General features: G+C 63.2%; 23 protein-coding genes. 15 read left to right on the forward strand and 8 right to left on the reverse strand.

Going from position 1 to position 26,373, the window contains the following annotated elements; all coding sequences use genetic code 11:
- Positions 1 to 67: 67 nt before the first annotated feature.
- The gene (gene recG, locus HMPREF9696_RS04380) at positions 68 to 2,176 is read right to left on the reverse strand and encodes an ATP-dependent DNA helicase RecG (RefSeq protein WP_002711745.1); all 2,109 of its coding nucleotides are present in this window, start codon (positions 2,174 to 2,176) and stop codon (positions 68 to 70) included.
- Between the two features lie 267 nt (positions 2,177 to 2,443).
- Here recG and HMPREF9696_RS04385 point away from each other — a divergent pair, with 267 nt between their 5' ends.
- Together HMPREF9696_RS04385 and mfd are read left to right on the forward strand one after the other, a co-directional pair.
- Entirely contained in the window at positions 2,444 to 2,734 is a 291-nt protein-coding gene (locus HMPREF9696_RS04385; protein WP_002711746.1) for an FAD assembly factor SdhE, read from the forward strand.
- Positions 2,731 to 6,246 (forward strand): transcription-repair coupling factor, encoded by a 3,516-nt coding sequence (gene mfd, locus HMPREF9696_RS04390; protein ID WP_002711747.1) that lies wholly within the window; start codon positions 2,731 to 2,733, stop codon positions 6,244 to 6,246. The genes HMPREF9696_RS04385 and mfd overlap by 4 nt, the downstream gene beginning before the upstream one ends.
- 120 nt (positions 6,247 to 6,366) lie before the next feature.
- Here mfd and HMPREF9696_RS04395 read toward each other — a convergent pair whose 3' ends face one another.
- The 3 genes from HMPREF9696_RS04395 to HMPREF9696_RS04405 form a co-directional block, all read right to left on the reverse strand.
- Positions 6,367 to 7,611 (reverse strand): hypothetical protein, encoded by a 1,245-nt coding sequence (locus HMPREF9696_RS04395; protein ID WP_002711748.1) that lies wholly within the window; start codon positions 7,609 to 7,611, stop codon positions 6,367 to 6,369.
- Between the two features lie 109 nt (positions 7,612 to 7,720).
- A complete protein-coding gene (locus tag HMPREF9696_RS04400; protein WP_002711749.1) occupies positions 7,721 to 9,244 on the reverse strand; it encodes an AMP-binding protein in 1,524 nt (507 codons plus the stop codon).
- Between the two features lie 16 nt (positions 9,245 to 9,260).
- Positions 9,261 to 10,988 carry an extracellular solute-binding protein gene (locus tag HMPREF9696_RS04405; protein ID WP_040301157.1) on the reverse strand — a complete coding sequence of 576 codons (1,728 nt, stop codon included), beginning with the start codon at positions 10,986 to 10,988 and terminating at the stop codon, positions 9,261 to 9,263.
- A gap of 382 nt (positions 10,989 to 11,370) precedes the next feature.
- Here HMPREF9696_RS04405 and HMPREF9696_RS04410 point away from each other — a divergent pair, with 382 nt between their 5' ends.
- Together HMPREF9696_RS04410 and HMPREF9696_RS04415 are read left to right on the forward strand one after the other, a co-directional pair.
- Positions 11,371 to 12,147: an invasion associated locus B family protein gene (locus tag HMPREF9696_RS04410; RefSeq protein ID WP_002711751.1), complete on the forward strand. Its 777-nt coding sequence runs from the start codon at positions 11,371 to 11,373 to the stop codon at positions 12,145 to 12,147.
- 148 nt (positions 12,148 to 12,295) lie between these two features.
- Complete coding sequence (locus HMPREF9696_RS04415; RefSeq protein WP_002711752.1) at positions 12,296 to 12,496, forward strand: hypothetical protein; 201 nt, start codon at positions 12,296 to 12,298, stop codon at positions 12,494 to 12,496.
- 10 nt (positions 12,497 to 12,506) lie between these two features.
- On the opposite strand, the gene hspQ is transcribed toward HMPREF9696_RS04415, so the two are convergent.
- Positions 12,507 to 12,839 carry a heat shock protein HspQ gene (hspQ, locus tag HMPREF9696_RS04420; protein ID WP_002711753.1) on the reverse strand — a complete coding sequence of 111 codons (333 nt, stop codon included), beginning with the start codon at positions 12,837 to 12,839 and terminating at the stop codon, positions 12,507 to 12,509.
- 124 nt (positions 12,840 to 12,963) lie between these two features.
- Between hspQ and HMPREF9696_RS04425 the strand changes: the two genes are divergently transcribed.
- A complete protein-coding gene (locus HMPREF9696_RS04425) occupies positions 12,964 to 13,917 on the forward strand; it encodes an AEC family transporter (protein WP_002711754.1) in 954 nt (317 codons plus the stop codon).
- Between the two features lie 3 nt (positions 13,918 to 13,920).
- Here the strand turns inward: HMPREF9696_RS04425 and HMPREF9696_RS04430 are convergent, their stop codons facing one another.
- Positions 13,921 to 14,094 carry a DUF1328 domain-containing protein gene (locus HMPREF9696_RS04430; protein WP_002711755.1) on the reverse strand — a complete coding sequence of 58 codons (174 nt, stop codon included), beginning with the start codon at positions 14,092 to 14,094 and terminating at the stop codon, positions 13,921 to 13,923.
- Positions 14,095 to 14,213: 119 nt separating this feature from the next.
- Between HMPREF9696_RS04430 and HMPREF9696_RS04435 the strand changes: the two genes are divergently transcribed.
- Entirely contained in the window at positions 14,214 to 14,504 is a 291-nt protein-coding gene (locus HMPREF9696_RS04435) for a hypothetical protein (protein ID WP_002711756.1), read from the forward strand.
- Between the two features lie 10 nt (positions 14,505 to 14,514).
- On the opposite strand, the gene HMPREF9696_RS04440 is transcribed toward HMPREF9696_RS04435, so the two are convergent.
- A complete protein-coding gene (locus tag HMPREF9696_RS04440) occupies positions 14,515 to 15,711 on the reverse strand; it encodes a UbiH/UbiF family hydroxylase (protein ID WP_002711757.1) in 1,197 nt (398 codons plus the stop codon).
- Between the two features lie 148 nt (positions 15,712 to 15,859).
- On the opposite strand from HMPREF9696_RS04440, the gene pcsA reads away from it, so the two are divergent.
- From pcsA to HMPREF9696_RS04455, 3 genes are all read left to right on the forward strand, one after another.
- Complete coding sequence (gene pcsA / locus HMPREF9696_RS04445; protein ID WP_002711758.1) at positions 15,860 to 16,594, forward strand: phosphatidylcholine synthase; 735 nt, start codon at positions 15,860 to 15,862, stop codon at positions 16,592 to 16,594.
- The gene (locus HMPREF9696_RS04450) at positions 16,591 to 17,322 is read left to right on the forward strand and encodes a TerC family protein (protein WP_002711759.1); all 732 of its coding nucleotides are present in this window, start codon (positions 16,591 to 16,593) and stop codon (positions 17,320 to 17,322) included. Before pcsA ends, HMPREF9696_RS04450 begins: the two co-directional genes overlap by 4 nt.
- Positions 17,323 to 17,411: 89 nt before the next feature.
- On the forward strand, positions 17,412 to 18,386 hold the full coding sequence (locus HMPREF9696_RS04455; RefSeq protein WP_002711760.1) for a quinone oxidoreductase family protein: 975 nt from the start codon (positions 17,412 to 17,414) through the stop codon (positions 18,384 to 18,386).
- Between the two features lie 118 nt (positions 18,387 to 18,504).
- Here HMPREF9696_RS04455 and rimO read toward each other — a convergent pair whose 3' ends face one another.
- Complete coding sequence (gene rimO / locus HMPREF9696_RS04460; protein ID WP_002711761.1) at positions 18,505 to 19,830, reverse strand: 30S ribosomal protein S12 methylthiotransferase RimO; 1,326 nt, start codon at positions 19,828 to 19,830, stop codon at positions 18,505 to 18,507.
- 113 nt (positions 19,831 to 19,943) lie between these two features.
- Between rimO and HMPREF9696_RS04465 the strand changes: the two genes are divergently transcribed.
- From HMPREF9696_RS04465 to HMPREF9696_RS04490, 6 genes are all read left to right on the forward strand, one after another.
- Positions 19,944 to 20,534: an ANTAR domain-containing response regulator gene (locus tag HMPREF9696_RS04465; protein ID WP_002711762.1), complete on the forward strand. Its 591-nt coding sequence runs from the start codon at positions 19,944 to 19,946 to the stop codon at positions 20,532 to 20,534.
- Entirely contained in the window at positions 20,531 to 21,703 is a 1,173-nt protein-coding gene (locus HMPREF9696_RS04470) for a CmpA/NrtA family ABC transporter substrate-binding protein (protein WP_002711763.1), read from the forward strand. Before HMPREF9696_RS04465 ends, HMPREF9696_RS04470 begins: the two co-directional genes overlap by 4 nt.
- Before the next feature lie 354 nt (positions 21,704 to 22,057).
- Positions 22,058 to 23,383, forward strand: a complete 1,326-nt coding sequence (locus HMPREF9696_RS04475; RefSeq protein ID WP_002711764.1) for a CmpA/NrtA family ABC transporter substrate-binding protein — start codon at positions 22,058 to 22,060, stop codon at positions 23,381 to 23,383.
- A gap of 59 nt (positions 23,384 to 23,442) precedes the next feature.
- On the forward strand, positions 23,443 to 24,342 hold the full coding sequence (gene ntrB, locus HMPREF9696_RS04480) for a nitrate ABC transporter permease (protein WP_002711765.1): 900 nt from the start codon (positions 23,443 to 23,445) through the stop codon (positions 24,340 to 24,342).
- A gap of 8 nt (positions 24,343 to 24,350) precedes the next feature.
- Entirely contained in the window at positions 24,351 to 25,145 is a 795-nt protein-coding gene (locus tag HMPREF9696_RS04485; RefSeq protein WP_085946828.1) for an ABC transporter ATP-binding protein, read from the forward strand.
- Between the two features lie 12 nt (positions 25,146 to 25,157).
- Positions 25,158 to 26,372, forward strand: coding sequence for an NAD(P)/FAD-dependent oxidoreductase (locus HMPREF9696_RS04490; RefSeq protein WP_002711767.1), 1,215 nt, complete (start codon positions 25,158 to 25,160; stop codon positions 26,370 to 26,372).
- Position 26,373: the final 1 nt, after the last annotated feature.

Raw genomic sequence — 26,373 nt, forward strand, 5'->3', positions numbered from 1 at the left:
GCAATCTTCGTGCCGAAGGCCGCGTCGTGTTTTCAAGAGACATGCGGCATGTCATCGCGGCGACGGTCTAGCCCGCACCGATCAGCGGCAGGGCTTCGTCGCGCTCGTAGAGATAGAGCAGGCACCGCAGAGCTTCTCCGCGCTCGCCCTTCAGTCTCGGATTGTCCTGCATGATCCGCACCGCTTCGTCGCGCGCCTGTGCGATGAGTTGTGCGTGGACCTCGGGCCGCGCGATGCGATAGCCGGGCAGGCCGCTCTGGCGCGTGCCGAGCACTTCGCCTTCGCCGCGCAGGCGAAGGTCTTCCTCGGCTATCCGGAATCCGTCAGTCGTCTCGCGGATAACCTTCAAGCGCGCGGCGGACATCTCTGTGAGAGGCTCGTGATAGAGCAGGAGGCAGGTCGAGGCTTCCGAGCCGCGTCCGATACGCCCGCGCAACTGATGCAACTGCGCAAGGCCGAAGCGCTCGGCATTCTCGATCACCATGATGGTCGCCTGCGGGACATCGACGCCGACTTCGACAACGGTGGTCGCCACAAGGAGCTGGATTTCACCGGCGGCGAATTGCGCCATCACGCGATCCTTCTCGGTGCCTTTCATCTGGCCATGCACGAGACCGACGCGGTCGCCGAACCGCTTTTGCAAAATCTCGAAGCGTCTGGTGGCATTGGTGAGGTGTTCGATACCTTCGGCTTCGGATTCCTCGACCAGAGGACATATCCAGTAGACCAGCTTGCCAGCGTCGATGGCGCGTCCGACGGCATCGACGATCTCGCCTGTACGGCTGTCGGCGACGGTACGGGTGTCGATGGGCTGGCGGCCTGCGGGCTTTTCGCGCAGTTCGGAAATGTCCATGTCACCGAAATAGGTGAGGACCAGCGTGCGGGGGATCGGCGTCGCGCTGAGGACCAGAACATCCACCGCATCGCCTTTCTCGGTGAGCGCAAGGCGTTCGCGCACGCCGAAGCGATGCTGCTCATCGACAATGGCGAGCGCCAGATCCTTGAAGATCACGTCGTCCTGGATCAGCGCGTGCGTGCCGACCAGCAGGTCGATCTCGCCGCTGGCGAGGCCCGCGATGATCTCGCGGCGCTCCTTGCCTTTCTCGCGGCCGGTGAGAATGGCGACATTCATGCCGGCACGCTCGGCCAGCGGCGCAATGGTCTTGATATGCTGGCGCGCGAGGATTTCCGTCGGCGCCATCAGCGCGGATTGCTTGCCGGTTTCCGCCACGGCTGCGGCGGCGAGCAGCGCCACCACCGTCTTGCCCGAGCCGACGTCGCCCTGCAGGAGCCGCAGCATCCGCACCGGCTCATTCAGGTCGCTTGCAATAGACTTCGCCGCTTCCTGCTGCGATTTCGTCAGCGCGTAGGGCAGGGCGTCGATGATCTTGTGGCGCAGATGCCCGTCACCCGCGTTGCGAACGCCGGCGGGGCGGCGCAACTGCGCGCGCACCAGCGCCAGCGCCAGTTGGCCCGCGAGCAGTTCGTCGAAGGCCAGCCGCGACCAGAACGGATTCTGGGGCAGGATATCGGTCAGTTCCTGCGGCTCATGGACCCGATGCAGCGCTTCGCTGATCGGAGGAAACGAGCATCGGCGCAACACTTCGGGACTGATCCATTCCGGCAGCTCCGGCAGCTTTTGCAGCGCCTGCGCCATGGCGCGGCGAATCGAGCCGATGGCAAGACCTTCGGTCAGCGGATAGACCGTGTCGATCTGCGGCAGTTTGGCGAGACCGGCCTCGTCCACGACGCGGTCGGGATGCACGATCTGCAAGGTGCCGTCGAACATCTGCGCGGCGCCGGAGACGAAGCGCTTCTCGCCTTTCGGCAGCAGCTTTTCGATGTATTCGGGCTTGGCGCGAAAGTAGGTCAGCACCACGTCGCCGGTTTCGTCGCTGGCATAGACCAGATGCGGCGCGCGGGAGCGGCCGGGAGGCGCAGGGCGGTGGCGGTCGATGGTGACTTCCAGTGTCACCACGGTTCCGGGGACGGCTTCGGCGATCGTCGGGCGCGTGCGGCGGTCGATGACATTGGTCGGCAGATGCAGCAGCAGATCGACCAGCCGCGGCGTCTCGCTGCGGTCCAGCAGATAGCGAAACAGCTTGTCCTGCTTCGGCCCGACGCCTGTGAGGCTGGTGACCGGTGCGAACAGGGGATTGAGCAGGGACGGGCGCATCAAGGACCAACAGCGGATTTCGGGGCGGATTGCCACCCTTCGTCATTGCGAGCGAAGCGAAGCAATCCAGTTCTTTTGTATCATACATGAAGGAGTGGATTGCTTCGTCGCAAGTGCTCCTCGCAATGACGGATTTCGGAACGGGCCGTGTCATGTCCCGAAAGCACGGTATCCGTGCACAAGAAGATACTGACAGCATCGATTCCGATGGCTATATCAGCCTCCCCGGCATCGTCCGGGCTTTTTGCGTTGGAGAAGGTGACGGACATGACGGGAACGACAAGATCGAGCGCCGGCCTCGATGATCGGCGCAAGCGCCTGCTGTTCCGCTGCTGGCACCGCGGCACGCGCGAAATGGACCTGATCCTCGGCGGCTTTGCCGATGCGCAGATCGCTGACCTGTCGGATCAGGACGTGGCTGAACTGGAAAATCTGCTCGAAGTGCCGGACCCCGATCTTTATGCCGCGTTCAGCGGCGGCGCGCCGCTTGCTGCCGAGCACGCGACCGGCATTTTCACCCGCATCCAGCGTTACGTCGATGAGGCCCATCGCCGATGAAGTCGCCTGCCAAATCTCCTGCGCAGGCGCTGCGGCCCGGCCATGTGCTGACCCTCGCCAATGTCGCCGACGGCGCGGAAGCGCTGGTCGTCTCGGACCTGGCGCGTGCGGTTGCAGCCAGGCCGAATCCGCCCGCCGTCAGTCTTGCCGTCGTTTGCCGCGACGGACCGCGCATGGCGCAACTGGCGCGCGCGCTGGAGTTCTTCGCACCCGATCTGCCGGTGATGCAGTTTCCGGCATGGGACTGTCAGCCCTATGACCGCGTCTCGCCCCATGGCGGCATTCTTGCGCAGCGCCTGACCACGCTGGCGAAACTCTCGCGCCTGCAGGGCAGCGAAAAGCCGCTGATTGTGCTGACCACGGTCAATGCCATCGTCCAGCGCGTGCCCGCGCGCGATGTGGTGGCGGCGCAGGCGCTCTCCGTCGCGCCGGGGCATCGCCTCGCGATGGACAACATCGCTGCGTGGCTGGAGCACAACGGCTATAACCGCACCTCGACGGTGCGCGAGCCGGGCGAATATGCCGTGCGCGGCGGCATCCTCGATCTGTTTCCGGCGGGACTCGACCAGCCGGTGCGGTTCGATTTCTTTGGCGATACGCTGGAATCGATCCGCACCTTCGATGCGGAATCCCAGCGCACGCTGCATGACATGCGCGGGCTCGACCTCGTGCCGGTGTCGGAATTCCAGCTCGTCACCGAGACCATCAAGCGTTTCCGCATGGGCTATGTGGCGCAGTTCGGCGCGCCGGATCGCGACGACATGCTCTATGAAGCGGTGAGCGAAGGCCGCCGCCATCCCGGCATGGAGCACTGGCTGCCGCTGTTCCAGGAGCGGATGGACACGCTGTTCGATTATCTCGGCGCCGCACCCGTGGTGATGGAGCCGCTGGCCGAAGATGCCGCGCGCGAACGTTTCACCCAGATCAACGATTACTACGAGGCACGGCGCGAGGCGATGGACACGCCGGGCGGCGGCGCCATCTACAAGCCGCTGCCGCCGGACCGGCTGTATCTGACGGAAACCGAGTGGACGCAGCTTCTGGCCGACGGAGCGCTGGCGCGAATGACGCCGTTCGCTTTGCCGGAAGGCGAGGGCATTATCGACATCGACGCGCGGCAAGGCCGCGACTTCGCGCCCGAGCGCGGCGACGGCAAAGTCAATGTGTTCGAGAGCGTTGTGGCGCATATCAACGGTCTGCAGAGCGCGCGCAAGAAGGTCGTCGTCGCACTGTGGAGCGAAGGCTCGCGCGACCGCATGGCCTCGATGCTCAAGGACCACAAGCTGCTCAACACCACCAGCGTCAATTCATGGCGCGCGGTGCAGGCGACGCCGCGCAACGAGACCATGCTGGCGGTCGTCGGCCTCGAATCCGGCTTCGAAACCGATGCCATTGCCGTCATTACCGAGCAGGACATTCTCGGCGATCGTCTGGTGCGTCCGCGCAAGGCCAGCCGCAAGCTGGAAAATTTCATCTCGGAGGTAACGTCGCTCGCCACCGGCGACATTGTGGTTCATGTCGAGCACGGCATCGGGCGGTTTGTCGGCCTGCAGACGCTGCAGGTCGGCGGCGCGCCGCATGACTGCCTCGAACTGCACTACGCCAACGACACCAAGCTGTTTCTGCCGGTCGAGAACATCGAACTGTTGTCGCGCTACGGCTCCGATCAAACCCATGTCGAACTCGACAAGCTGGGCGGCGGCGGATGGCAGGCGCGCAAGGCCAGGCTCAAGAACCGCATTCGTGAGATCGCGGGCGAATTGATCAAGATCGCCGCCGAGCGGCATATCCACGAAGCGCCGAAATTCCCGATCCATCAGGGGACCTACGACGAGTTCTGCGCGCGTTTCCCGTATGAGGAAACCGAGGACCAGCTCGGCGCGATCACCTCCACGCTGCACGATCTCGATGCAGGCAAGCCGATGGACCGCCTGATCTGCGGCGACGTCGGTTTCGGCAAGACCGAAGTGGCGCTGCGTGCGGCGTTTGCCGCCGCGATGGACGGCAAGCAGGTCGCCGTCGTGGTGCCGACCACGCTGCTGGCGCGGCAGCACACCAGGACGTTCACCGAGCGCTTCAAGGGCTTTCCGGTGAATGTGGCGCAGGCCTCGCGCCTTGTCGCGCCCAAGCAGATGACGCAGGTCAAGAAAGACCTGGCCGACGGCAAGATCGATATCATCGTCGGCACGCACGCGCTGCTTGGCAAAAGCATCAAGTTCAAGGATCTCGGCCTCCTGATCGTGGACGAGGAGCAGCATTTCGGCGTCTCGCACAAAGAGCGCCTGAAGCAACTGCGCGCCGAAATCCATGTGCTGACGCTCTCTGCGACGCCGATCCCGCGTACGTTGCAGCTTGCGCTCACGGGTGTTCGCGAATTGTCGATCATCGCATCGCCGCCGGTCGATCGCCTTGCGGTGCGCACCTTTGTCGCGCCGCACGATCCGCTGATGATCCGCGAAGCCCTGCTGCGCGAGCGCTATCGCGGCGGTCAGGCGTTCTATGTCGTTCCGCGCATCGAATATCTCGCCGAGGTAAAGGAATTCCTCGACAAGCATGTGCCGGAAATGAAGGTCGCGGTCGCGCATGGCCAGATGCCGCCGACCGTGATCGAGGACATCATGTCCGCGTTCTATGACGGCAAGTATGACGTGCTGCTATCGACCACGATTGTGGAATCCGGTCTCGACATTCCGTCCGCGAACACGCTGATCGTGCATCGCGCCGACATGTTCGGCCTCGCGCAGCTCTATCAGTTGCGTGGCCGCGTCGGCCGCTCCAAGCTGCGGGCCTATGCGCTGTTCACGCTGCCGTCCACGCACAAGATCACCGGGCAGGCCGAGCGCCGCCTGAAGGTTTTGCAGTCGCTGGAAAACTTAGGTGCAGGCTTCCAACTGGCCTCGCACGACCTCGATATTCGCGGCGCGGGCAACCTCCTTGGCGAGGAACAGTCCGGGCACATCAAGGAAGTCGGATTCGAGCTGTATCAGTCCATGCTGGAGGAGGCGATCACCAGCCTCAAGGCCGGCATTTCCGAGCCGGTTGCGGACCGCTGGTCGCCGCAGATCACGCTCGGCATGCCGGTGCTGATTCCGGAGGATTACGTTCCCGATCTTTCCATTCGCCTGTCGCTGTATCGCCGCCTTGCCGATCTGGACACCGACGACGAGATCGAGAATTTCGGCGCAGAGCTGCGCGACCGCTTCGGACCGCTGCCGGATGAGGTGCGCTGGCTGTTCAAGATCGCCGCGATCAAGGCCTATTGCCGCCGCGCCAACATCGAGAAGGTCGATGCCGGGCCGAAGGGCGCGGTCATCACCTTCCGCGACAACTCGTTCGCGCACCCGGACAAGCTGGTGTTCTTCATCCGCAGCCACGGCCATGCGGCGAAGGTCCGCCCCGACATGAAGGTGGTGTTCTTCCAGGAATGGGAGACCGCGGAAGAGCGCGTCGAAGGCACGACGACGATCCTGCGCGATCTGGCCAATCTGGCGGAGGGGAAGAAGGCGGCGTGATCGTCATCGCGAACGGAGCGAAGCAATCCATGGGCTTAAACAAAGCTGGATTGCTTCGTCGCTTACGCTCCTCGCAATGACAGGTTTGTCATCCCGGCCTTCGCCGTGACACCGCGGATTCTACGACGCCGCGCGGCGCCCTTCGGCATTCAGCCGCCCGAGGATCGCTTCGGCGCTGTCGCCGGGCATCAGGGTCGCGATAGCGACCTGCGGATCGAGCCGCTGATCACGTTTGTCGCTGTGCATGGTGTGTTTCAGCACGCTGGTCAGCCGCCGCGCGATGGCGTGCGCGTTGCGCAGATCGGTTTCGGCGAACACCACGAGGATGGCGCCTCGCTCATCAAGCGTGGCAAAATCCATCCGCCGCATCAGGCGGCTGAGAATGCGCGCGGCATCGAGGCGCATCCGTTCGGAAATCGAGCCTTGCGCAAACGAAATGCGGGCGATTGAAAGTCCCGCGCCGCGGGTCTGTGTCTCGACGACGGCTGTCTCGAAGTCACGCTTGAAGGCCTCTTCGGTCAGAAGACCGGTGCGCGGATCGAGCAGTCCGCCGACGTCAATGGACTTGAGCGCGCGGTTGATCCGGGACTCGAAGGCCTGCTGGCGGATCAGCGGAACAGCATGGGCGGCGAGTATTTGCGGCTCGGTGTCGGCGACCTCGAGGTTCGGCAGATCGTAATCGTCTTGCAGGCCGGAGAGGCTCCGCACCACGACGGGAAGATTGCGGAAGCGGGAGTCTTCGGACAGCACTGTAAGGAACGCATCCAGCACGCGCGGCGTGAAACCGTCGCCAATGATGATGCCGTCGAGTTCGCGAGCATTGAGATGCTTGGCGGCAGCTTCGATGCTGAGAGCGCCGACCACACCCATCTGCTCGCCGAGCGCAACCGAAAGGGCTGGATACGAGCCGCCACGGCCGAGCAGCAGCACGGTCGCATCGTCGAGCGGATCGTTCGCCGGCATCCGGGTGGATGTGCGGCGGTCATTCGACAGGCGGCGGAGAAGGGTGGCGTGGAGCGCCCTGACACGCAGCGCGGCGTTGAGGCGGCTGACAAGCCGCTCCGGATTTCGTCCCGTCTGGGTGAAAGGCAGAACATTTCGCGGCAGCGTTGCGCCGGGGTCGAGCGCGATCAGCGGCATATAGGGTTCTATGCTGGCCGCGCGATCGGCGAAGCCGGTCAATGTCGCCGCATGTCCATCAAGATCGGTTGCGATCACAGCGGCAGGACGCAGGCGTGTCAGCGCATCGAGGGCATTAGACCAGCCGGAATCCAGCAGCGGAAACGCCTTCACCTTCGCGATGGCGTCCGTTACGGCATGGCCTTCCCGATTTGAGACAACAACGATCGGGCCTTGCTGCGACATGGTGCTGCAAACTCTCGAGGAATTCGGTTCGCCGAACATGCCGACGTTGCGCAAACCCTACCGCCATGCCTCTTAATGGCAGGTCAATGCGACCGATGAAAACCGCGATTCAGGTTCCGCTGGAGCGGTCGCGAAATGCATCCACCATCAGCGGATTGAGTCCGAGTTCGCCGAGCGCTTCGCGGGCGCGGCCGTTATCGCTGGCGCGGCCGGCGAGGCGGAAGCCGTTGAGTTGGTCCGGCAATGCGGTCAACATCGCGCCGGCACTGAGCCGCTTCGCCCACGAGTCGAGATCCTGCGCCAGGAAGCGATAGCCGCCGACACCGACAAGGCCAGCGGGCGGAGCGGTAATGCCGACATTGCCGGTCGCACGGTCGACATGCGCCGCAAAGCCGGTGTCGACGTAGTCGGGAGCGGCGGCTTCCTTCAGCGGATCGTCGGATGGAATGCGATAGGCCGCGATGGGCACCATGGAGCCGCGCAGCGCGAGCGTGGTTTTCGGCGTCACGATGATGTCGCCGATGGTCTTTGAGCTTGCAGCCCCGCGCGGCGCTGCGAATGGGCCGGGCTTGATGGGCGCAGGCGCGCCATCCTCGCCGCGCCGCGCCGCAAACAGGCCAATCTCGCCAAACAAGTAGACGTCGGTCAGCGTCGTCCCGGTGTCCCGCCAGTCGTCGCTGGCCGCGACGCGATCCGGCGTGCGCCACAGTCCTATCACATGCCGGATCGACACCTGCGGCCGCGCCAGCGTGCCGCTATCCGCCAGCCGCAGCGCGAGCGGAGCGGGGGCGATCAGGGTGTCGTGGTGTTCGTCGACGATCTGGCTTTCCAGAACCTGCAGGTCCGCAGGATGATGCAGGGCCAGCGATCCGCCGCTCAGAAGCCAGGTCACCACCGAGGAGACGAAACCCGCGAACGAGCACGGCGCGATCGACGAGAGCAACCGCGCGCCCTGCGGAAGCGCGGCTTCGAGAAAAATCGCAAGACCACCCGAGATCAGTTGCAAATGGTTGCGCGGGATCGCGCGAAAACCTTCCGACGTCGTATCGAAGGAAATGATCGCGGGCTTGCGCGCGTCCGGCGGCACCGGCGGCAGCCAGCCATTCATGCCGCTGGTGACAATCTCCAGCGGCGTCATCCCTTCGGGCAGATTGTTGCCGAAGCCGAACACATGACGGATCGAGAAGGCTTCCACGGCCGCGTGAAGCGCCAGTTCGCCGTGATCGACGATTTCGATCCGTCCGACCCCGACCAGCGCCCGCGCGCCGACGCGATTGAGTGCGATGGTCAATTCCGATTGCCGCCAGAGCTGCGGCAGCAGCGCCACGATCAGCCCGGCGCGCAGCGCGGCCATCACCGTCACCACGAACTCGACGGTGTTCGGCATTTGCACGGCAATGACCGATCCCGGCGGCAATCCGGCCTCGACAAAGCGGGCGGCGATGGCGGAGATCGCCTGATCGGCCTGCGCGAAGGTCAGTTGCAGGGGCGCATCGCCGGTGACGCGATGCTTGTTCGGCGGATCGGTCAGCGCGACATCGTCGGGCTGGCGCAAAACCGTGCGGCGGAACAGATCGTCGAGCGTCAGCGCCGGTCCGGAGGACGTCGCTGCGGAGGATGGCGCGGTCTGCAAGGTGTCGCTCACGGTCTCACTGCTTCACGGCCGGCGGCTTGATGCCGGATTTCTGCCACCACGTCTCCGGCAGGATGCCGGTAAGCGCGGTTGCCTTAGGGCGTTCTATCCGATTCCACCGCGCGAGCCATTGCTGCGGATGGTTATAAAGCGGAATTGCGTAGAAGCCGGCGATCAGCGCCCGGTCCAGCGCCCGCACGGCGGGGACGAAATCCGCCCGATCGCGGGCCTCCAGCAGGGCGGCGATCATCGCGTCGATGGCGGGAGACTTCGCGCCCATGTAGTTGCGTGTGCCCGGATTGTCGGCGGCGGCGCTGCCCCAGTAGAAGGCCTGCTCATTGCCCGGCGACAGCGACTGGTCCCAGCGGTTCTGGATCATGTCGAATTCGTAGCTCAGGCGGCGCTGGTCGAACTGGACGGCGTCGACGGCGCGCACGGATGCGGTGATGCCCGCGCGCTTGAGATCGCGCTGATAGGCCAGCGCGATGCGCTCCTGATCGCGCGTGGTAACGAGGATTTCAAAGGTCAGCGGATCGCGCGTGCCTTTCCGGCGCAGCACCGTCCCGTCGAGATGGTATCCGGCCTGATCGAGCAACCCGAGCGCGCTGCGCAGCGTGGCGCGGTCGCGGCCCGATGCGTCGGTCACGGGCAAGCGATAGGTGCCGTTCATGATGTCGGAACGAATACTCGCGGCGTAGGGCGCGAGCAGCCTTTTCTCGCGGTCATCCGCCGGCCGTGTGTAGGCGGACAGATCGGAGCCCGCGAAGAAACCGGCGGCGCGTCCGTACAGGCCGAAGAAGTAGTTGCGGTTGACCCATTCAAAATCGAACAGGAGCGTCAGCGCCTGCCGCACGCGAATATCGGCAAAGACAGGTTTGCGCGTATTGAACACCAGAAACTCGGAGGGCTGCGGCGTGCCGGGCTTGATCTCCTCGCGGATCACCTCGCCGCTGCGGGCTGCGGCGAAATCGTAGCCCTCGTGCCAGCGCAGCGGTTCGTTCTCGATCCGGAAGTCATAGAGGCCGCGCTTGAAGGCCTCGAATGCGCCGTTCGCCTCGCGATAGTAATCGAGACGCACCTCGTCGAAGTTCCACTGCCCCCGGTTCACCGGCAGATCGCGGCCCCAGTAATCCGGGTTGCGGGTCAGGGTGACGCTGGCGCCGGCCCGGACGCCGGTGACCCGGTAGGGGCCAGAGCCCATCGGACCGGTGAGGGAGGTTTCCTCGAAGGTCGCGACATCAACCGCATGTTTCGGGAAGATCGGCATCAGGCCGAGGATCAGCGGGAGTTCCCGGTCGTTTGCGCCGCCAAAGTCGAACCGGACCGTGCGCGGGTCGAGCGCTTCGGCTTTTTCGACCTTGGCGTAATACAGCCGATGGTTGGGGCGGCCCTTGTCGCGCATCAATTGCCACGAGAACAGCACATCGTCCGCCAGCACCGGCTGGCCGTCGGAAAACTTCGCCAGCGGGTTGAGCCGGAAAGTGACATAGCTGCGCGCAGCGTCGGTCTCGACGCTTTCGGCAAGCAGTCCGTACAGCGTAAACGGCTCGTCGTTGCCGCGCGCCATCAGGCTTTCGATCACATAGCCGCGCACCTGCTGCACGGCGATGCCCTTCACGATGAAGGGATTGAGGCTGTCGAAGGTTCCGAGCAGCCCGAAGATGATCCGCCCGCCCTTTGGCGCGTCCGGATTGACATAGGGCATGCTGGTGAAGCCGGCGGGTAGCGCGGGACGTCCGTGCATGGCGATGCCATGCGCCGGGACAGGCGCGAGCTGGGCCCCGGCAGGAGCCGCCGCGAGGAGGGACAAAACGGCAGTCAGCAAACCGAACCGGCGCGCAGCCGTCCGGGCACTGCGGCGCAGCGGAGGTGGTGCAGCGTTTGATTCGGCGAACCTCACGCCAAAATTTACCACGGCAGGCTCAGATATTGAGGTTGAAGACCCGCAAATATCGCTGTTGGCATTGATCTTTTTGTCGACCGATGTATTGAAAGCGGGCACTTCGAGGAGGGCTGCGCGGTCTGTCACGTATCCGCCTTATTTGGCTCCGAGACAGCCGCCGAACAAACAAGCATCCGCGCCCCGGGTGGGAACGGGCGTTAAGGTTCAGAAAGGGTTTTCCACAATGAATTTCCGTGTCTTGTCTGCGCAGGCTCTGCCGCGCGGCCGGGTATTCGCCGCTTTGACCGCCGGCGCCTTTTTGGCCGCTGCGACCGTCTCTGTTCAGGCGCAGGCCCCCGCACCGGGCGCTCCTCACAAGGCGGCTCCGAAAGCCGCTCCGAAGGCTGCGCCGAAGGCCCAGGCTCCGGCGCCCGCCCAGCAGGCTCCCGCTGCCCAGCAGCAGGCTCCGGCCGAGCAGCAGGTCCAGTTGATCTATCAGCCCTGGACCAAGTTCTGCATGAAGGGCCAGGACGCCAACGCCAAGCAGGTGTGCTTCACCGGCAAGGACGGTCGCATCGAATCCGGTCAGCCGGTGGTGGCCGCGGTCATCATCGAGCCGGAAGGCGAGCCGAAGAAGCTGCTGCGCGTGACGCTGCCGCTCGGCATGCAGCTCGTTCACGGCACCCGCATCATCGTCGACCAGAATCCGCCGCTGCAGAGCCCTTACGTGATCTGCTTCGCCAACGGATGCATGTCGGACTACGAAGTCAGCCCGGACCTGCTCGGCCAGATGAAGAAAGGCCAGAATCTGGTTGTGCAGGCGATCAACGCCAACGGCGCGCCGCTGACGCTGGCGCTTCCGCTCGCCGAGTTCGCCAAGGCCTATGACGGCCCGCCGACCGATCCGAAGGTGTTCGAGGAAACCCAGAAGAAGCTGCAGGAAGAGCTGCAGAAGCGCGCGGCGGAAGCCCGCCAGAAGCTGGAAAACGCGGCTCCGCCGGCCAATCCCGCCGCGAAGTAACGCGATCCGCATGACACTCGAAAAGGCGCGCAGCGATGCGCGCCTTTTTGTTTTGCATCAAGCGAACCAAAACCGGCTCTGTGCTATTGTCGGTTGCGGCCCCTGTCAGCCGCCACCGCTTATGCCTGCCCGAAGGAGACATCGCGTCATGTCCGACTACAGTGCGCTTTCGCTGCCCGAACTCGAAGATCGTATCGCCATCACCCGGGACAATATCCGGCAGTTGATCGAGCAGGCGGCGGCGGTCTCCGGCGGACAGAACGAGGAGCGCAATGCCGACCGCATCGCGCAGCAGACCGAAGAGCTTGAAGCGCTGGTGAAGGAGAGGGACGGGCGTAAACGCGGCTAACTGAAGCCGATCAGTTCAGCGACGGATTGCGCGGGCGGTAGCCGCCCGACTTGTCCTTGATGAAAATCTCGGCGACCTGCGAATGCCGGATCGGCTCGCCCGACTCGTCGGGCAGCAGGTTCTGTTCCGACACGTAGGCGACGTATTCGGATTCCGAATTCTCGGCCAGCAGGTGATAAAACGGCTGATCCTTGTGAGGACGCATTTCCTCGGGGATCGACAGCCACCATTCCTCGGTATTGTTGAATACCGGATCGATATCGTAAATCACGCCACGGAAAGAGAAGATCCGGTGGCGGACGATCTGGCCGATCTGAAATTTGGCGGTTCGCGCTTGTATCATCCTCCGTCGAATAGACCATGATTGTGGCCGATGCTAGGGGATATTCGATGAATCCGCCCCGCGAAGGGCACCTCTGCACGGGAGCCGGTTCTCGGTTAAGTCCCGGTACAATAAGCATATCCCCATGATCGACATTCTGAATCTTGCCCTCCCGTATTTCGGGCTGATCTTCATCGGCTATGCCTGCGGAAAGTATAAAAGGCTGCCGGAAGCGGGGCTGGAATGGATGAATTTCTTTCTGCTCTACGTCTCGTTGCCCGCTCTTTTCTTTAGAACGCTTGCAAAGACGCCGCTCGAGGAACTGAACAATCCGCCATTCGTGGTCGCCACCACGCTGGCGACCGCAAGTGCGTTCTTCATCTCGATGTTCGGTGTGAAATACATCGCGAAGCTGTCCACGCGGGAGTCCGCGATGGCAGGACTCGGCGGCGGCTACGGCAATATCGGCTATATGGGGCCGGGCCTAGCGCTCGCGACGCTCGGTGCAAAAGCAACCGCGCCGGTCGCGCTGATTTTCTGCTTCGACACCATCTTCCTGTTCACGGCTGCGCCGCTCCTGATGGTGCTGACCGATGGCAAGCAGCGTCCGCTGCTGCCGACCATCCTGCTGGTCGCAAAACAGATACTGCTGCATCCGCTGATCGTCGCATCCTATCTCGGCGTGCTGGTGGCGGCGCTGCATGTGCCGGTGCCGGTCGCGGTCGACAACACGTTCCAGTTCCTGCAAAGCGCGGCTGCGCCGGTTGCCTTGTTCGCGCTCGGCGTCACCGTGGCGCTACGCCCGTTCGAGCGCGTGCCGTGGGAGGTGCCGGGCGTGATTCTCGTGAAGCTGATCCTACATCCGCTGATAGTGTCCGGGCTGCTGCTGCTACTTGGACCGTTTCCGCCGGCATGGGCCGCGACGGCGCTGCTGCTGGCCTCGCTGCCGCCCGCGCTCAATGTATTTGTCATCGCGCGTCAATACGACACCTGGATCGAACCCGCATCGACGCTGGTTCTGGTCGGCACCTTCGTGTCCGTGGTGACGCTGACCAGCGTGATGTGGATGATCAAGACCGGCGTGATCGTATTTCCGTGAGACTCACGCTCGAAAGATCGTGAACCCGAGGATCAGCAGGATCAGGAAGATCACGCCGAAGATGTAGAACAGCACGCGCGCGATATCCGCTGATGCTGCCGACAATCCGGTGAATCCGAACACTCCTGCGACAAGCGAGATCAGGAAGAAGATCAGAGCCCATTTCAGAATAGACATTGTGAAACCTTTGACATTGTTCCTGCCGATAACCGGCGGCGCGGCTTCGGGTTCCACGATGACGGAACATCTTCCAGTGCTGCTGATTGATCTGCGGCTAATCTACTGGGAGAAAGCGCATGAGATTGATGGTTGCAGGTTTAGTGCTTGCGCAGATTTGCGTTTCGACCGCCGTCTATGCGCAAGGCTCCGGCGGAACGGGCGGACCATCCGGCGGCTCGCCGGGTGCAGCCAGCGGCGGCGCACTCGGAACCAGTGCCGGTGCACCGGGCACCAATTCACTCGGCACAGCCGCGCCATCGGGTTCAGGCACGACCGGCGCTGCGGCGACCGGGACCGGCGATCCTCAGGTGGACAAGCAGGACAAGAACGTCGACAGGAAGATCAAAAGCATCTGCAAGGGATGCTGACCTTGGCGCTCTATCGCTGACGCCACGACGGCGATAATCCTTCGCGCATCGCAAGGCGGCGGATCGGGCCAACCCGATCCAGCAAGTGCATGCCGGCGGCACGCAGTGACTGCGCGGGCAGGAAGTCACTGAGCAGTGTGCGGTTCGCCATGTCCACCGCGAAGGTGCGGCTGAACACGTCGGCGCGCCGCGCACGCGCATAGCGTTGCAGCAAGTCGTCGCTGCCCGGATCGGCGCCCATCAACAACGCATCGCGTACCGTCTCGGCGAGATCGGCTGCATCGCGCAGACCCATGTTGAGACCCTGTGCGCCAATGGGCGGCAGCACATGGGCTGCTTCGCCCACAAGTGCGATGCGCTTTGCCGCGAGGGTGTCGGGATTTTCGATGGCCAGCGGAAACACATGACGCCCGGGCGCGACCGCCAGTTTGCCAAGGATCGAGTGCGCCTGCTTCTCGGCGGCGAGGGCGAGAGCATCGTCATCGAGTGCCGTCAGCCGCTCGGCCTCATCCGGCTTCAGCACCCAGACGATACTGGACCGGTTGCCGGGCAGCGGCACGAACACGCAGGGGCCGGATTCTGTATGAAACTCCGTCGAGCAATTGCCATGCGGACGGGTGTGGGTCACGTTCAGCGTCAGCGCCGACTGGCCGAGATCGCGCCGCTTGACTCCGATGCCGGCGGCTTCGCGGCACAGCGAATGGCGGCCATCCGCGCCGACAGCAAGAGCCGCCATCAGCGTCTGTCCCTGTCTGGTGACAACCCTGACGGCCGTTTCGCCTGTACTGACTGACTGCGCCTCGTCATCGATACGCGTGAGATTTTCTAACTCCGCCGCGCGCGCCTCCATCGCCACCATCAGCAGGCGATTTTCGATGTTGTAGCCGAAGGCCTCCATGCCGATTTCGTCGGATGAAAACTTCACTTCCGGCGAGCGGATCAGGCGGCGGGTATCGTCCACCAGCCGCATCGTGCGCAGGGCCGCCGCGTCGGCGCTGCAACGCTGCCAGACGCCGAGGGATTCAAGAAAATCCACTGAGCCGCCGAGCAGGGCCGTGGTCCGATTATCGGCATAAGGCACGCGGCGTGCGACGAGGGCTGTCGTCACGCCGGCCTGGGCCAAGGCGATGGCGGTGGCGAGGCCTGCGGGGCCGCCGCCGACCACGGCAGCCTGATACACAAGCGTGGTGGGTGAGGTCTCGGTCATGGCTTACTCTATTGCCGGATTTTTCCGGCGTCACAATGGATTTCAGGTTGTCGTCGCATGGCGCATTTGAGGCAAATCCGGTTCGGCGCGGTCACATGCAAAGCCGCCGCATATACAAAACGCCGGGAATCCTGTTAGTGGGCTGCATATGAGTGAGCCCGGCCCGCAGGACCAGCCCCCGTTTTCCGCCGCAATGCGCGTGCGCGCTTTCAGCGTTCACATTTTCACGGCGCTCGGCGGGGCGATCGCGCTGATCGCGATGCTGGAGGCGGTGAGGGAACATTGGGCCGCGATGTTCGGCTGGCTCGGGCTGGCGCTCCTTGTTGACGCTCTCGATGGGCCGATTGCCCGCCGGCTTAACGTCGGCCATGTGCTGCCCAACTGGTCCGGCGACACGCTGGACCTCGTGGTCGATTTTCTCACCTACGTCTTCGTGCCCGCCTACGCCATCACTGCCAGCGGCCTTCTGGTCCCGCTGGCGACATATGTGCTGGGCGCGGCGATCGTCATTTCCGGTGCGCTGTATTTTTCTGACCGGCGGATGAAAACCGACGACAACCATTTTCGCGGCTTTCCGGCGCTATGGAACGGCGCGGCGTTCTACCTGTTCCTGCTCAAACCGCCGGCCGCCGTGGGCAGCATCGCGCTTGCGATCCTTGTGGTGCTGACCTTTGTGCCATTCCATGTGATGCATCCGATCCGCACGACCCGTTTCCGCGCGTTCAACATTGCGCTGCTGGCGATCTGGGCGATGCTGGCGGTGTTCGCGATTGCCACCAACTTCCAGACGCCGCTGTGGGCAACGGTCGCGCTATGTGCGATCGGCGGCTACATTCTCTTGAGTGACCTTCTGATCCGGTCGATAGGCGGAACACGTACATGATGGAATTGCTGACCAGCCCGGAAGCCTGGGCCGCGCTGCTGACGCTAACGGCGCTCGAAATCGTTCTCGGCATCGACAACGTGATCTTCCTGTCGGTGCTGGTGTCGCGCATTCCGCCCGCGCAGGCCGAGAAGGCGCGCAAGATCGGCCTTGCGCTGGCGCTGATCTTCCGCATCGCGCTCCTGAGCATCCTGGTCTGGCTGATCGGCCTCACCAAACCCGTGCTGACCGTTGGGCAGTTCGCCCTGTCCTGGCGCGACATCATCCTCATTGTCGGCGGCCTGTTCCTGATCGCCAAGGCAACCCACGAGATTCATGCCGAAGTCGAGGCGAAGGACGTGGAGGACACGGACAAGGCGACGCCGAGCGCGTTCTTCTGGGTGATCATGCAGATCATCGTGATCGATCTGGTGTTCTCCATCGACTCCATCATCACCGCCATCGGCATGGTGCAGGAGATCGAGATCATGATCGCCGCGGTCATTATCGCCGTCGGCGTCATGTACGTCTCGTCTGGACCGGTCGCAGCCTTCGTGAAGGAGCATCCGACCACCAAGATGCTGGCGCTGGCGTTCCTTGTGTTGATCGGCGTGGCGCTGGTCGCGGATGGATTCCATTTCCACATTCCGCGCGCCTTCATCTATGTGGCCATCTGCTTCTCTGCGGCCGTCGAGTTCTTCAACATTCTGGCGCGGCGCAACCGCAAGAAGCGCCGCGTCGCAGGGTGATCGGCGCGACTTTGGTGCGCGTTGACAATTGCCTGCCGATGGATTTGGCTCCCGGCACAGGTCAATAACGAAAAGGCCCGGGAGAACCCATGACCAAGGCTGTGCGCGTCCACAAGGTGGGCGGTCCGGAAGTGATGATCTATGAGGACATCGAACTGCCTCCGCCGGGGCCCGGCGAGGTCCGCATCCGCCAGCACGCCATCGGCCTGAACTTCATCGATACGTATTATCGCACCGGCCTGTACAAGGCTCCGGAGCTGCCGTTCGTTGTCGGCAACGAAGCCTCGGGTGAAGTGGTCTCGGCCGGTCCCGGCGTCACCAATTTCCATCCCGGCGACCGCGTGGCCTATTACTTCAACCTCGGCGGCTATGCGACCGAGCGCAACATCCCCGCCGACAAGCTGGTGAAACTGCCGGACCACATCTCGCATGAGCAGGCCGCCGTGCTGATGCTCAAGGGATTGACGGTCTGGTACCTGCTGTTCAAGACCTTCAAGGTCGAGCCGGGCCATCGCGTCTTGATCCACGCCGCCGCCGGCGGCATCGGACTGCTCGCCTGCCAGTGGGCCAAGGCGCTTGGCGCCAATGTGATCGGCACGGTCGGCACCGAAGAGAAGGCGAAGCTCGCGCTGGCGAACGGCTGCGATCATGTCATTCTGTATAAACAGGAAGACTTCGCCGAGCGCGTGAAGCAGATCAGCCGCGGTGAACTGTGCGATGTGGTTTACGACGGCGTCGGCAAGGACACCTTTCAAGGCTCACTGAAGTCGCTGAGGAAGCGCGGCCTTTTCGTGTCGTTCGGCAATGCGTCGGGGCCGGTGCCGCCGTTCTCCATCGCGGAGTTGAACAACCACGGCTCGCTGTTTGCGACCCGGCCAAAGCTCAACGACTATGTCGGCACGCGCAAGGAATTGATGGAGGGCGCGGACACGCTGTTCGCCGCCGTGATCAGCGGCACGCTGCATGTGCCGATCAATCACGCTTATGCGCTGAAGGATGCGCAGAAAGCGCATCGCGATCTCGAGGGCCGCGTGACGACGGGGTCGGGGATTTTGAAGCCGTAACCTCTCGTCATTGCGAGCGAAGCGAAGCAATCCATGACTTTTGAAAAGCTGGATTGCTTCGTCGCTTGCGCTCCTCGCAATGACGAGCGCGCATTACCTTCGCCAAGACGACCAAATTTCAAAACCCCGCCACGGTGCCGTGCAAATCATACTGATCCGCGCGGTCGATCTTCGCGGTCACGATCTCGCCGACCTTGAGCGGACGGCGGCTGGACACGTAGACGCTGCCGTCGATCTGCGGGGCGTCAGCTTTCGAGCGGCCCTTGGAGACGGTCGGACCAACTTCATCGATGATGATCTGCTGGCGGGTGCCGACTTTCCGTTTCAGCCGCTGGGCCGAAATCTTCTGCTGGCGCGCCATCAGCGCATTCCAGCGCGCGGTCTTGATCTCATCCGGCACCGGGTTCTCAATGCTGTTCGAGGTCGCGCCCGCGACAGGCTCGTACTTGAAGCAGCCGAGGCGGTCGATTTGCGCTTCATCCAGCCAGTCGAGCAGATACTGGAAATCGCTGTCGGTCTCGCCGGGGAAGCCGACGATAAATGTGGATCGCAGCGTCAGGTCCGGACATTCCTCGCGCCACTTCTTGATGCGGCCGAGTGTCTTGTCCTGCGAGGCCGGGCGGCGCATCTGCTTCAGCACATCCGGAGAGGCGTGCTGGAACGGGATGTCCAGATAGGGCAACACCTTGCCCTCGGTCATCAGGCCGATCACCTCATCGACATGCGGATACGGGTAGACATATTGCAGACGGACCCACGCGCCGAGTTCGCCGAGTTCTTTTGACAGATCGTAAAATTTCGCGCGGACCTCGCGGTCCTTCCACACGCTCGTCGCGTATTTCAGGTCGATGCCGTAGGCCGAGGTGTCCTGCGAGACGACCAGCAATTCCTTGACGCCGGCGGCGACGAGCTTTTCCGCTTCGCGCAGCACATCGTTGGCCGGACGCGAGACGAGATCACCACGCAGCTTGGGGATGATGCAGAAGGTGCAGCGGTTGTTGCAGCCCTCCGAAATCTTCAGATAGGCATAGTGCCGCGGCGTCAGCTTGATGCCCTGCGGCGGCACAAGGTCGATGTGCGGATTGTGCAGCGGCGGCAGCGCGCGATGCACGGCATCGAGCACGCTCTCGTACTGCTGCGGCCCGGTGATCGAGAGCACGTTGGGATAGGCCTTCTCGATCTGCTCGGGTTCGGCGCCCATGCAGCCAGTGACAATGACCTTACCGTTTTCGGCCATGGCTTCGCCGATGGCGCCCAGAGATTCCTGCTTGGCGCTGTCGAGAAAGCCGCAGGTGTTGACGATCACCAGATCCGCGCCGTCATGCTTGCGCGCCAGCTCATAGCCTTCGGCGCGCAGGCGCGTGATGATCCGTTCGGAATCCACCAGCGCCTTGGGGCATCCAAGCGACACAAAACTGACTTTTGGGGCGACGCCCTGTTCCATTGTTCCAACCTGCTGGGAATCCGCAGGAGGTATCCCCGATGAACTGCAATTACAAGGCTTTAAGCGCGGCTCTCAGGCATGCTATGGATGTTTTGCCGGAATGTGGGTCCTGAATGGCTGCGGATTCGTCGTTCAAAATCGTGATTGTCGACGAAAGCCCGATCAGAGCGGCCATCCTCAAGGAGGGGCTGCGCGACGCGGGCTTTACCAGTGTCGAACACATTGCCGAGATGCAGAACCTTTTGGCGCGCATCTACCGCATCGACCCGGACGTCATCCTGATCGATCTGGAAAACCCGAGCCGCGATATCCTTGAGCAGATGTTCCAGGTCAGCCGCGCGGTGCGGCGGCCCATCGCCATGTTCGTGGACCAGAGCGACGCGGCGTCGATCCAGCAGTCGGTCGAGGCGGGGGTGTCGGCCTATATCGTCGACGGCCTGAAAAAGGAGCGGATCAAGCCGATCCTCGACCTGTGCATCTCGCGCTTCAACGCCTTCTCGAAGCTGCAGGATGAACTGGACCGCACCCGCTCGGCGCTGGAAGACCGCAAGATTCTCGACCGCGCCAAGGGACTTCTGATGAAGGCAAAGGGGCTGACCGAAGAGGAAGCCTATGTGCTGATCCGGTCCACCGCCATGCGCGAGAAAAAGAAGATCGGCGAAATCGCCCAATCCATCATCACCGCGGCGGAGCTGTTGAAATGACCGGAACACCGCTCACGATTGGCTTCATTCCGCTTGTGGATGCATCCGCCCTGATCGTCGCCGTAGACAAGGGATTTACCGCCGCCGAAGACCTCGACGTTAATCTTGTACGCGAGGTGTCATGGTCGAACGTCCGCGACAAGCTCAATATCGGCCTGTTCGATGCCGCGCACCTTCTCGCTCCGGTCGCCATTGCGTCGACACTTGGCCTGTCGCAGGTCAGGGTGCCGATCCTGGCGCCCTTCAATCTCGGGCTGAACGGGAACGCCATTACGGTTTCGCCTGCGCTGCATGCGGCCCTCATGGGCGAAGCCGACGGCGATCCGGTCAACCCGATGGTGACAGCGAAGGCGCTGGCGCGGGTGGTGGCCGCGCGGCGCAAGGCTGGCGAGGAGCCGCTGACCTTCGGCATGACCTTTCCGTTTTCGACCCACAACTATCAGCTCCGCTTCTGGATGGCGGCTGGCGGTGTCGATCCGGATGAGGATGTGCGCCTTGTGGTGCTGCCGCCGCCTTACATGGCGGAAAGCATTTCCAACGGTCATATCGATGCGTTCTGCGTCGGCGCGCCGTGGAATTCGATCGCGGTCGATCTTGGCGTCGGCCACATTCTGCATTTCGTCTCCGACATTCTGGAGCGCGCGGCGGAGAAGGTGCTGGCGGTGCGTGAACCATGGGCGCAGGCCAATCCGGAGGTTCTTGTCAGGCTGATCCGCGCCCATGGCCGGGCGGCGGATTTCATCGAAAATCCCGCAAACCGCGCCGAGGTGTCGCGCATTCTCAGCGCGCCCGACCGCATCGGGGTCGATCCCGAAGTGCTCCAGCGAACGCTGGACGGCCGCCTCAAGGTATCGCCAGACGGCAAATTCCGGGAAAGCCGGCGCTATCTGCTCGTTGGCCGGGAGGGCGCGGCGAGGCCTGATCCCGCCCAGGCGGCCTGGCTCTATGCCCAGATGATCCGCTGGGGGCAGGCGGCCTACTCACCGGAAGCCCTGGAGACCGCCAAGCGGGTCTTCAGGCCCGATCTGTACGACACTGCACTGGGCCAGTCCGGTCAGCCGCCCCATGGCGTCCGGGACGGTGTCGGGGCCTTCGACGGGGCTCCGTTCGATCCGAGCGATATCGCCGGGCATCTGGCCTCCGTGGCTATCAAACGGCGGCCCCTGTAGCAGCGATTCGCTGTTCAAAACTATCTGCTCAAAAATTGTGCGACGCGCAAAGATGAGGCATTTGCCATTCAGGCAGGCCGCAAAGATGGTCTGCCCGTTGCCAAGGCAACGCCATAACACACTGAAAACACACATCTTGCTGCGTCGCACGCGGCTGGCACGATCCTTGAATAGTTAGCAGCAGGCCGGGACGAAGGCCTACGGCTCCACGACGAGCCACGCAGCAATGCCGCTGTCTCGAGGACGCATCCGCGCATCCTCGAGGGCGGCTTTTTTTGTTGGGCGAAGCGGAGTGAGCCCGGACAGCTGGGACGGCGACAGGAACAACGGCAACCCACAAGGACACGAGACACGATGACCAAGACCACCAAGCAGGGAACAGGCAAAACGACGGGCAAGATGAGCCGCCGGGCACTTCTCAAGGCCGGCGCAGGCACAGCGGCATTGCTGGCGGCGGCGCGGTTGAATTTCCCCGGCGGCGCCTTCGCGCAGGAGTCCGGCCCGGAAGTGAAAGGCGCGAAACTCGGCTTTATCGCGCTGACCGATGCATCGCCTTTGTTCGTGGCGAAGGAGAAGGGCATTTTCGCGAAGTACGGCATGCCCGATGTCGAGGTTCAGAAGCAGGCCTCGTGGGGCACCACGCGCGACAACCTCGTGCTCGGTTCGGAAGGCAACGGCATCGACGGTGCCCACATCCTGACGCCGATGCCCTACCTGATCTCGTCAGGCAAGGTGACCCAGAACAACGTGCCGACGCCGATGTACATCCTGGCGCGGCTTAACCTCAACGGCCAGTGCATTTCCGTCGGCAAGGAATACGCGGATCTCAAGATCGGCGTCGATACCGCGCCGTTCAAGGTTGCGCTTGAGAAGAAGAAGGCGTCGGGCAAGTCCGTGAAAGCCGCCATGACCTTCCCGGGCGGCACGCACGATCTGTGGATCCGCTACTGGCTTGCTGCGGGCGGCATCGACCCGGACAAGGATATCGAGACCATCGTCGTGCCGCCGGCGCAGATGGTTGCGAACATGAAGGTCGGCACGATGGATGCGTTCTGCGTCTGCGAGCCCTGGAACCTGCAGCTCATCCACCAGAACATCGGCTACACCGCGCTGACCACGGGCGAGCTCTGGGACAAGCATCCGGAAAAGTCCTTCGGCATGCGCGCTGCCTATGTCGACAAGTATCCCAAGGCCGCGAAGGCGCTGCTGATGGCGGTCATGGAAGCCCAGCAGTGGTGCGAGAAGATGGAGAACCGCGAGGAAACCGCGGCGATCTGCGCCAAGCGCCAGTGGATCAACGTGCCGGTTGAGGATGTCACCGACCGCATGAAGGGCAAGTTCGACTACGGCACGGGGCGCGTGGTCGAAAACTCTCCGCAGCAGATGCGATTCTGGAAGGATCAGGCGTCCTATCCGTTCCAGAGCCACGATCTGTGGTTCATCACCGAGGATATCCGCTGGGGCAAGTACGAAGCCGGTTTCGATGCCAAGTCCATCATCGCCAAGGTCAACCGCGAAGACCTCTGGAAGGACGCGGCGAAATCGCTCGGCGTGGCGGTTGCGGATATCCCGACGTCGAAATCGCGAGGCAAGGAGACCTTCTTCGACGGCAAGGTCTTCGATCCCGAGAACCCCGCCGCATATCTGAAGTCCCTCGCCATCAAGCGTGTTGAAGCGTGAGACCACACGGATCGCCCGCAAGCGGGCGATCCGCCCACTGGATTTGGAGAACACACGTTATGAACATGCCAGCGATCAAGACCGAGATGGCCACGAGGGTCGTCGCTCCGGCGACTGCCGCGCCCGTCAGCGTCATCAGGCCAAAGCGGACGCCACGGGTGGAGTCGATCCTGAAGGCAACACGATCCGCGTCCGCGCAAATCGTTCCGCCCCTGATTGTCGTCACGCTGCTTCTGGTGATCTGGGAACTGCTGTGCCGGAAAGCGGGCGCGACGCTGCCGCCACCGTCTCGCGTGCTCAAGGATACATGGGAGCTGATCGTCGATCCGTTTTTTGACCGTGGCGGCATCGACAAGGGTTTGTTCTGGCATCTGTCAGCCAGTCTGAAGCGTGTTGCGCTCGGCTATTCGCTGGCCGCCATCGCAGGTATCGCGCTCGGTACGCTGGTCGGCCAATCGGTATGGGCCATGCGCGGCCTCGATCCGATTTTCCAGGTGTTGCGGACGATCCCGCCGCTGGCCTGGCTTCCGCTTTCGCTCGCAGCGTTCCGTGACGGCGAGCCATCGGCGATCTTCGTGATCTTCATCACCTCGATCTGGCCGATCATCATCAATACGGCCGTGGGTATTCGCAACATCCCGCAGGACTATCGAAACGTCGCGGCCGTTGTGCAGCTCAATCCGCTCGAGTTCTTCTGGAAGGTCATGATCCCGTCGGCGGCGCCGTACATCTTCACCGGCCTGCGCATCGGTATCGGCCTGTCATGGCTCGCCATCGTCGCAGCGGAAATGCTGATCGGCGGCGTCGGGATCGGCTTCTTCATCTGGGATGCGTGGAATTCCTCGCATATCAGCGAAATCATTCTCGCGCTGTTCTACGTCGGCATTATCGGCTTCGTCCTCGATCGCATGATCGCGCTTATCGGACACTTCGCCACCCGCGGCGCACAGACAACCTGAGGAATATCATCATGGCCTATCTTCAGATCGATCACCTCGACAAGGTCTTCACCCGCGGCTCGACCCAGAGCGAGGTGCTCAAGGACATCAATCTGACGGTCGAGAAGGGCGATTACGTCTCGATCATCGGTCACTCCGGATGCGGCAAGTCCACGCTGCTCAACATCATTGCCGGACTGACCAACGCCACCATCGGCGGCGTGTTGCTCGAGGACCGGGAGGTGAACTCTCCCGGTCCGGATCGCGCCGTCGTGTTCCAGAACCACAGCCTGCTGCCGTGGCTCACCGTCTACGACAATGTCCGTCTCGGCGTCGACAAGGTCTTCAGCAAGACCAAGACCCGCGCCGAACGCGACGAATGGGTGATGCACAACCTCAATCTTGTGCAGATGACCCATGCCAAGGACAAGCGTCCCTCCGAGATTTCGGGCGGCATGAAGCAGCGCGTCGGCATCGCCCGGGCGTTGGCGATGGAGCCGAAGGTGCTGCTGCTCGACGAGCCGTTCGGTGCGCTCGACGCGCTGACCCGCGCCCATCTGCAGGATTCGGTGATGGCACTGCACCAGAAGCTCAACAACACGGTGATGATGATCACGCACGACGTCGACGAGGCCGTTCTGCTCTCGAACCGCATCGTGATGATGACCAACGGCCCGAGCGCGCGGATCGGCGAAGTCCTCGATGTGCCGCTGCCGCATCCGCGCAAGCGCCTCGAACTGGCATCCAATCCGGTCTACCTCAAGTGCCGCCAGCGCGTGCTCGAATTCCTCTACGAGCGGCACCGGTTCGTCGAAGCGGCCTGACAGGAGCGGGCGTTGAGCGAACCCCTCGTCATTATCGGCAACGGAATGGCCGCCGCGCGCTTCGTCGATGAGATGGCGAAGCGTGCGCTCGGCCGCTACGCGATTGCCGTCATCGGTGACGAGCCGAGGCTGGCCTATAACCGTGTGCTGCTGTCGTCGGTGCTCGCCGGTGAAGCAACGTCGGAAGAAATCGAATTGAAACCTTCCGCGTGGTGGCGGGACCGGGGCGTCACGCTGACCTATGGCTGCGCTGCCAGCTCCATCGACCTGAACGATCGCACCGTTCGTCTTGCCAACGGCGTTGCTGTGCCATTCTCGAAGGTCGTCATCGCGACCGGTTCGTCGGCGATCCGGCTCAATGTGCCGGGCGCGGACCTGGCGGGTGTGCATACGTTCCGCGACAGCCGCGATGTGGACATGCTGCTCAAGCTCGCGCGCGAGAAGGCGCGTGTCGTGGTGGTCGGCGGCGGATTGCTCGGCCTGGAGGCAGCCTACGGGCTGGCGAAGGCCGGCTCCAGGGTGACGCTGCTGCACCTGATGGATCGCCTGATGGAGCGGCAGCTCGATTTGCCCGCGGCAGCATTGCTGAAGCGGCTGGTGGAAGCAAAGGGCATCGAAGTCCTGCTGGGCGCGAATACCAGCCAGATCGCCGGCGAGGGCGCAGTGCAGTCTGTCCAACTCTCCGATGGTCGCGTGATCGCCGCCGACGCCGTGGTGTTTGCCGCCGGCATTCGCCCGAATGTCGCGCTGGCGAAAGAGGCCGGCGTGCCGGTCAATCGCGGCATCGTGGTGGACGATCAGTTGCGTGCGGGTCATGACGGCGTGTTCGCGCTCGGCGAATGCGCGGAGCATCGCGGCACCTGCTACGGGCTGGTCGAGCCGGCCTATGAGCAGGCCCGTGCGCTGGCGGATCATCTGGCGGGACGCGAGGCGCTCTACAGCGGCAGCGTGATTTCCACAAATCTGAAGGTTTCCGGCGTCAGCGTGTTCTCCGCTGGCGATTTCCTCGGCGAGTCCGGCGCCGACACGCTTGTGTTCAATGATGAACGGCGTGGCACTTACAAGAAACTTGTGGTGGCCGATGGTCGCCTCAAGGGAGCGGTCCTGGTCGGCGATACGCAGGATGCGCTCTGGTACCTTGAACTGATCAGGACAACGGCGTCCATCGAAGCGATCCGCGGCGACATGATGTTTGGCCGCGCTCTCGCGCAACCGAAGGCCGCATGAA

The organism is Afipia clevelandensis ATCC 49720, from assembly GCF_000336555.1.
In the GTDB taxonomy this organism is placed as follows: Bacteria; Pseudomonadota; Alphaproteobacteria; order Rhizobiales; family Xanthobacteraceae; genus Afipia; species Afipia clevelandensis.

Coding starts and splice junctions, on each gene's coding strand:
- ntrB (WP_002711765.1), top strand. CDS start 23,443: ATGAACATGCCAGCGATCAAGACCGAGATGGCCACGAGGGTCGTCGCT.
- HMPREF9696_RS04440 (WP_002711757.1), bottom strand. CDS start 15,711: ATGACCGAGACCTCACCCACCACGCTTGTGTATCAGGCTGCCGTGGTC.
- hspQ (WP_002711753.1), bottom strand. CDS start 12,839: ATGATACAAGCGCGAACCGCCAAATTTCAGATCGGCCAGATCGTCCGC.
- HMPREF9696_RS04475 (WP_002711764.1), top strand. CDS start 22,058: ATGACCAAGACCACCAAGCAGGGAACAGGCAAAACGACGGGCAAGATG.
- pcsA (WP_002711758.1), top strand. CDS start 15,860: ATGAGTGAGCCCGGCCCGCAGGACCAGCCCCCGTTTTCCGCCGCAATG.
- HMPREF9696_RS04405 (WP_040301157.1), bottom strand. CDS start 10,988: ATGCACGGACGTCCCGCGCTACCCGCCGGCTTCACCAGCATGCCCTAT.
- recG (WP_002711745.1), bottom strand. CDS start 2,176: ATGCGCCCGTCCCTGCTCAATCCCCTGTTCGCACCGGTCACCAGCCTC.
- HMPREF9696_RS04435 (WP_002711756.1), top strand. CDS start 14,214: ATGAGATTGATGGTTGCAGGTTTAGTGCTTGCGCAGATTTGCGTTTCG.
- HMPREF9696_RS04465 (WP_002711762.1), top strand. CDS start 19,944: ATGGCTGCGGATTCGTCGTTCAAAATCGTGATTGTCGACGAAAGCCCG.
- mfd (WP_002711747.1), top strand. CDS start 2,731: ATGAAGTCGCCTGCCAAATCTCCTGCGCAGGCGCTGCGGCCCGGCCAT.
- HMPREF9696_RS04385 (WP_002711746.1), top strand. CDS start 2,444: ATGACGGGAACGACAAGATCGAGCGCCGGCCTCGATGATCGGCGCAAG.
- HMPREF9696_RS04410 (WP_002711751.1), top strand. CDS start 11,371: ATGAATTTCCGTGTCTTGTCTGCGCAGGCTCTGCCGCGCGGCCGGGTA.
- HMPREF9696_RS04395 (WP_002711748.1), bottom strand. CDS start 7,611: ATGTCGCAGCAAGGCCCGATCGTTGTTGTCTCAAATCGGGAAGGCCAT.
- HMPREF9696_RS04450 (WP_002711759.1), top strand. CDS start 16,591: ATGATGGAATTGCTGACCAGCCCGGAAGCCTGGGCCGCGCTGCTGACG.
- HMPREF9696_RS04425 (WP_002711754.1), top strand. CDS start 12,964: ATGATCGACATTCTGAATCTTGCCCTCCCGTATTTCGGGCTGATCTTC.
- rimO (WP_002711761.1), bottom strand. CDS start 19,830: ATGGAACAGGGCGTCGCCCCAAAAGTCAGTTTTGTGTCGCTTGGATGC.
- HMPREF9696_RS04455 (WP_002711760.1), top strand. CDS start 17,412: ATGACCAAGGCTGTGCGCGTCCACAAGGTGGGCGGTCCGGAAGTGATG.
- HMPREF9696_RS04470 (WP_002711763.1), top strand. CDS start 20,531: ATGACCGGAACACCGCTCACGATTGGCTTCATTCCGCTTGTGGATGCA.
- HMPREF9696_RS04415 (WP_002711752.1), top strand. CDS start 12,296: ATGTCCGACTACAGTGCGCTTTCGCTGCCCGAACTCGAAGATCGTATC.
- HMPREF9696_RS04430 (WP_002711755.1), bottom strand. CDS start 14,094: ATGTCTATTCTGAAATGGGCTCTGATCTTCTTCCTGATCTCGCTTGTC.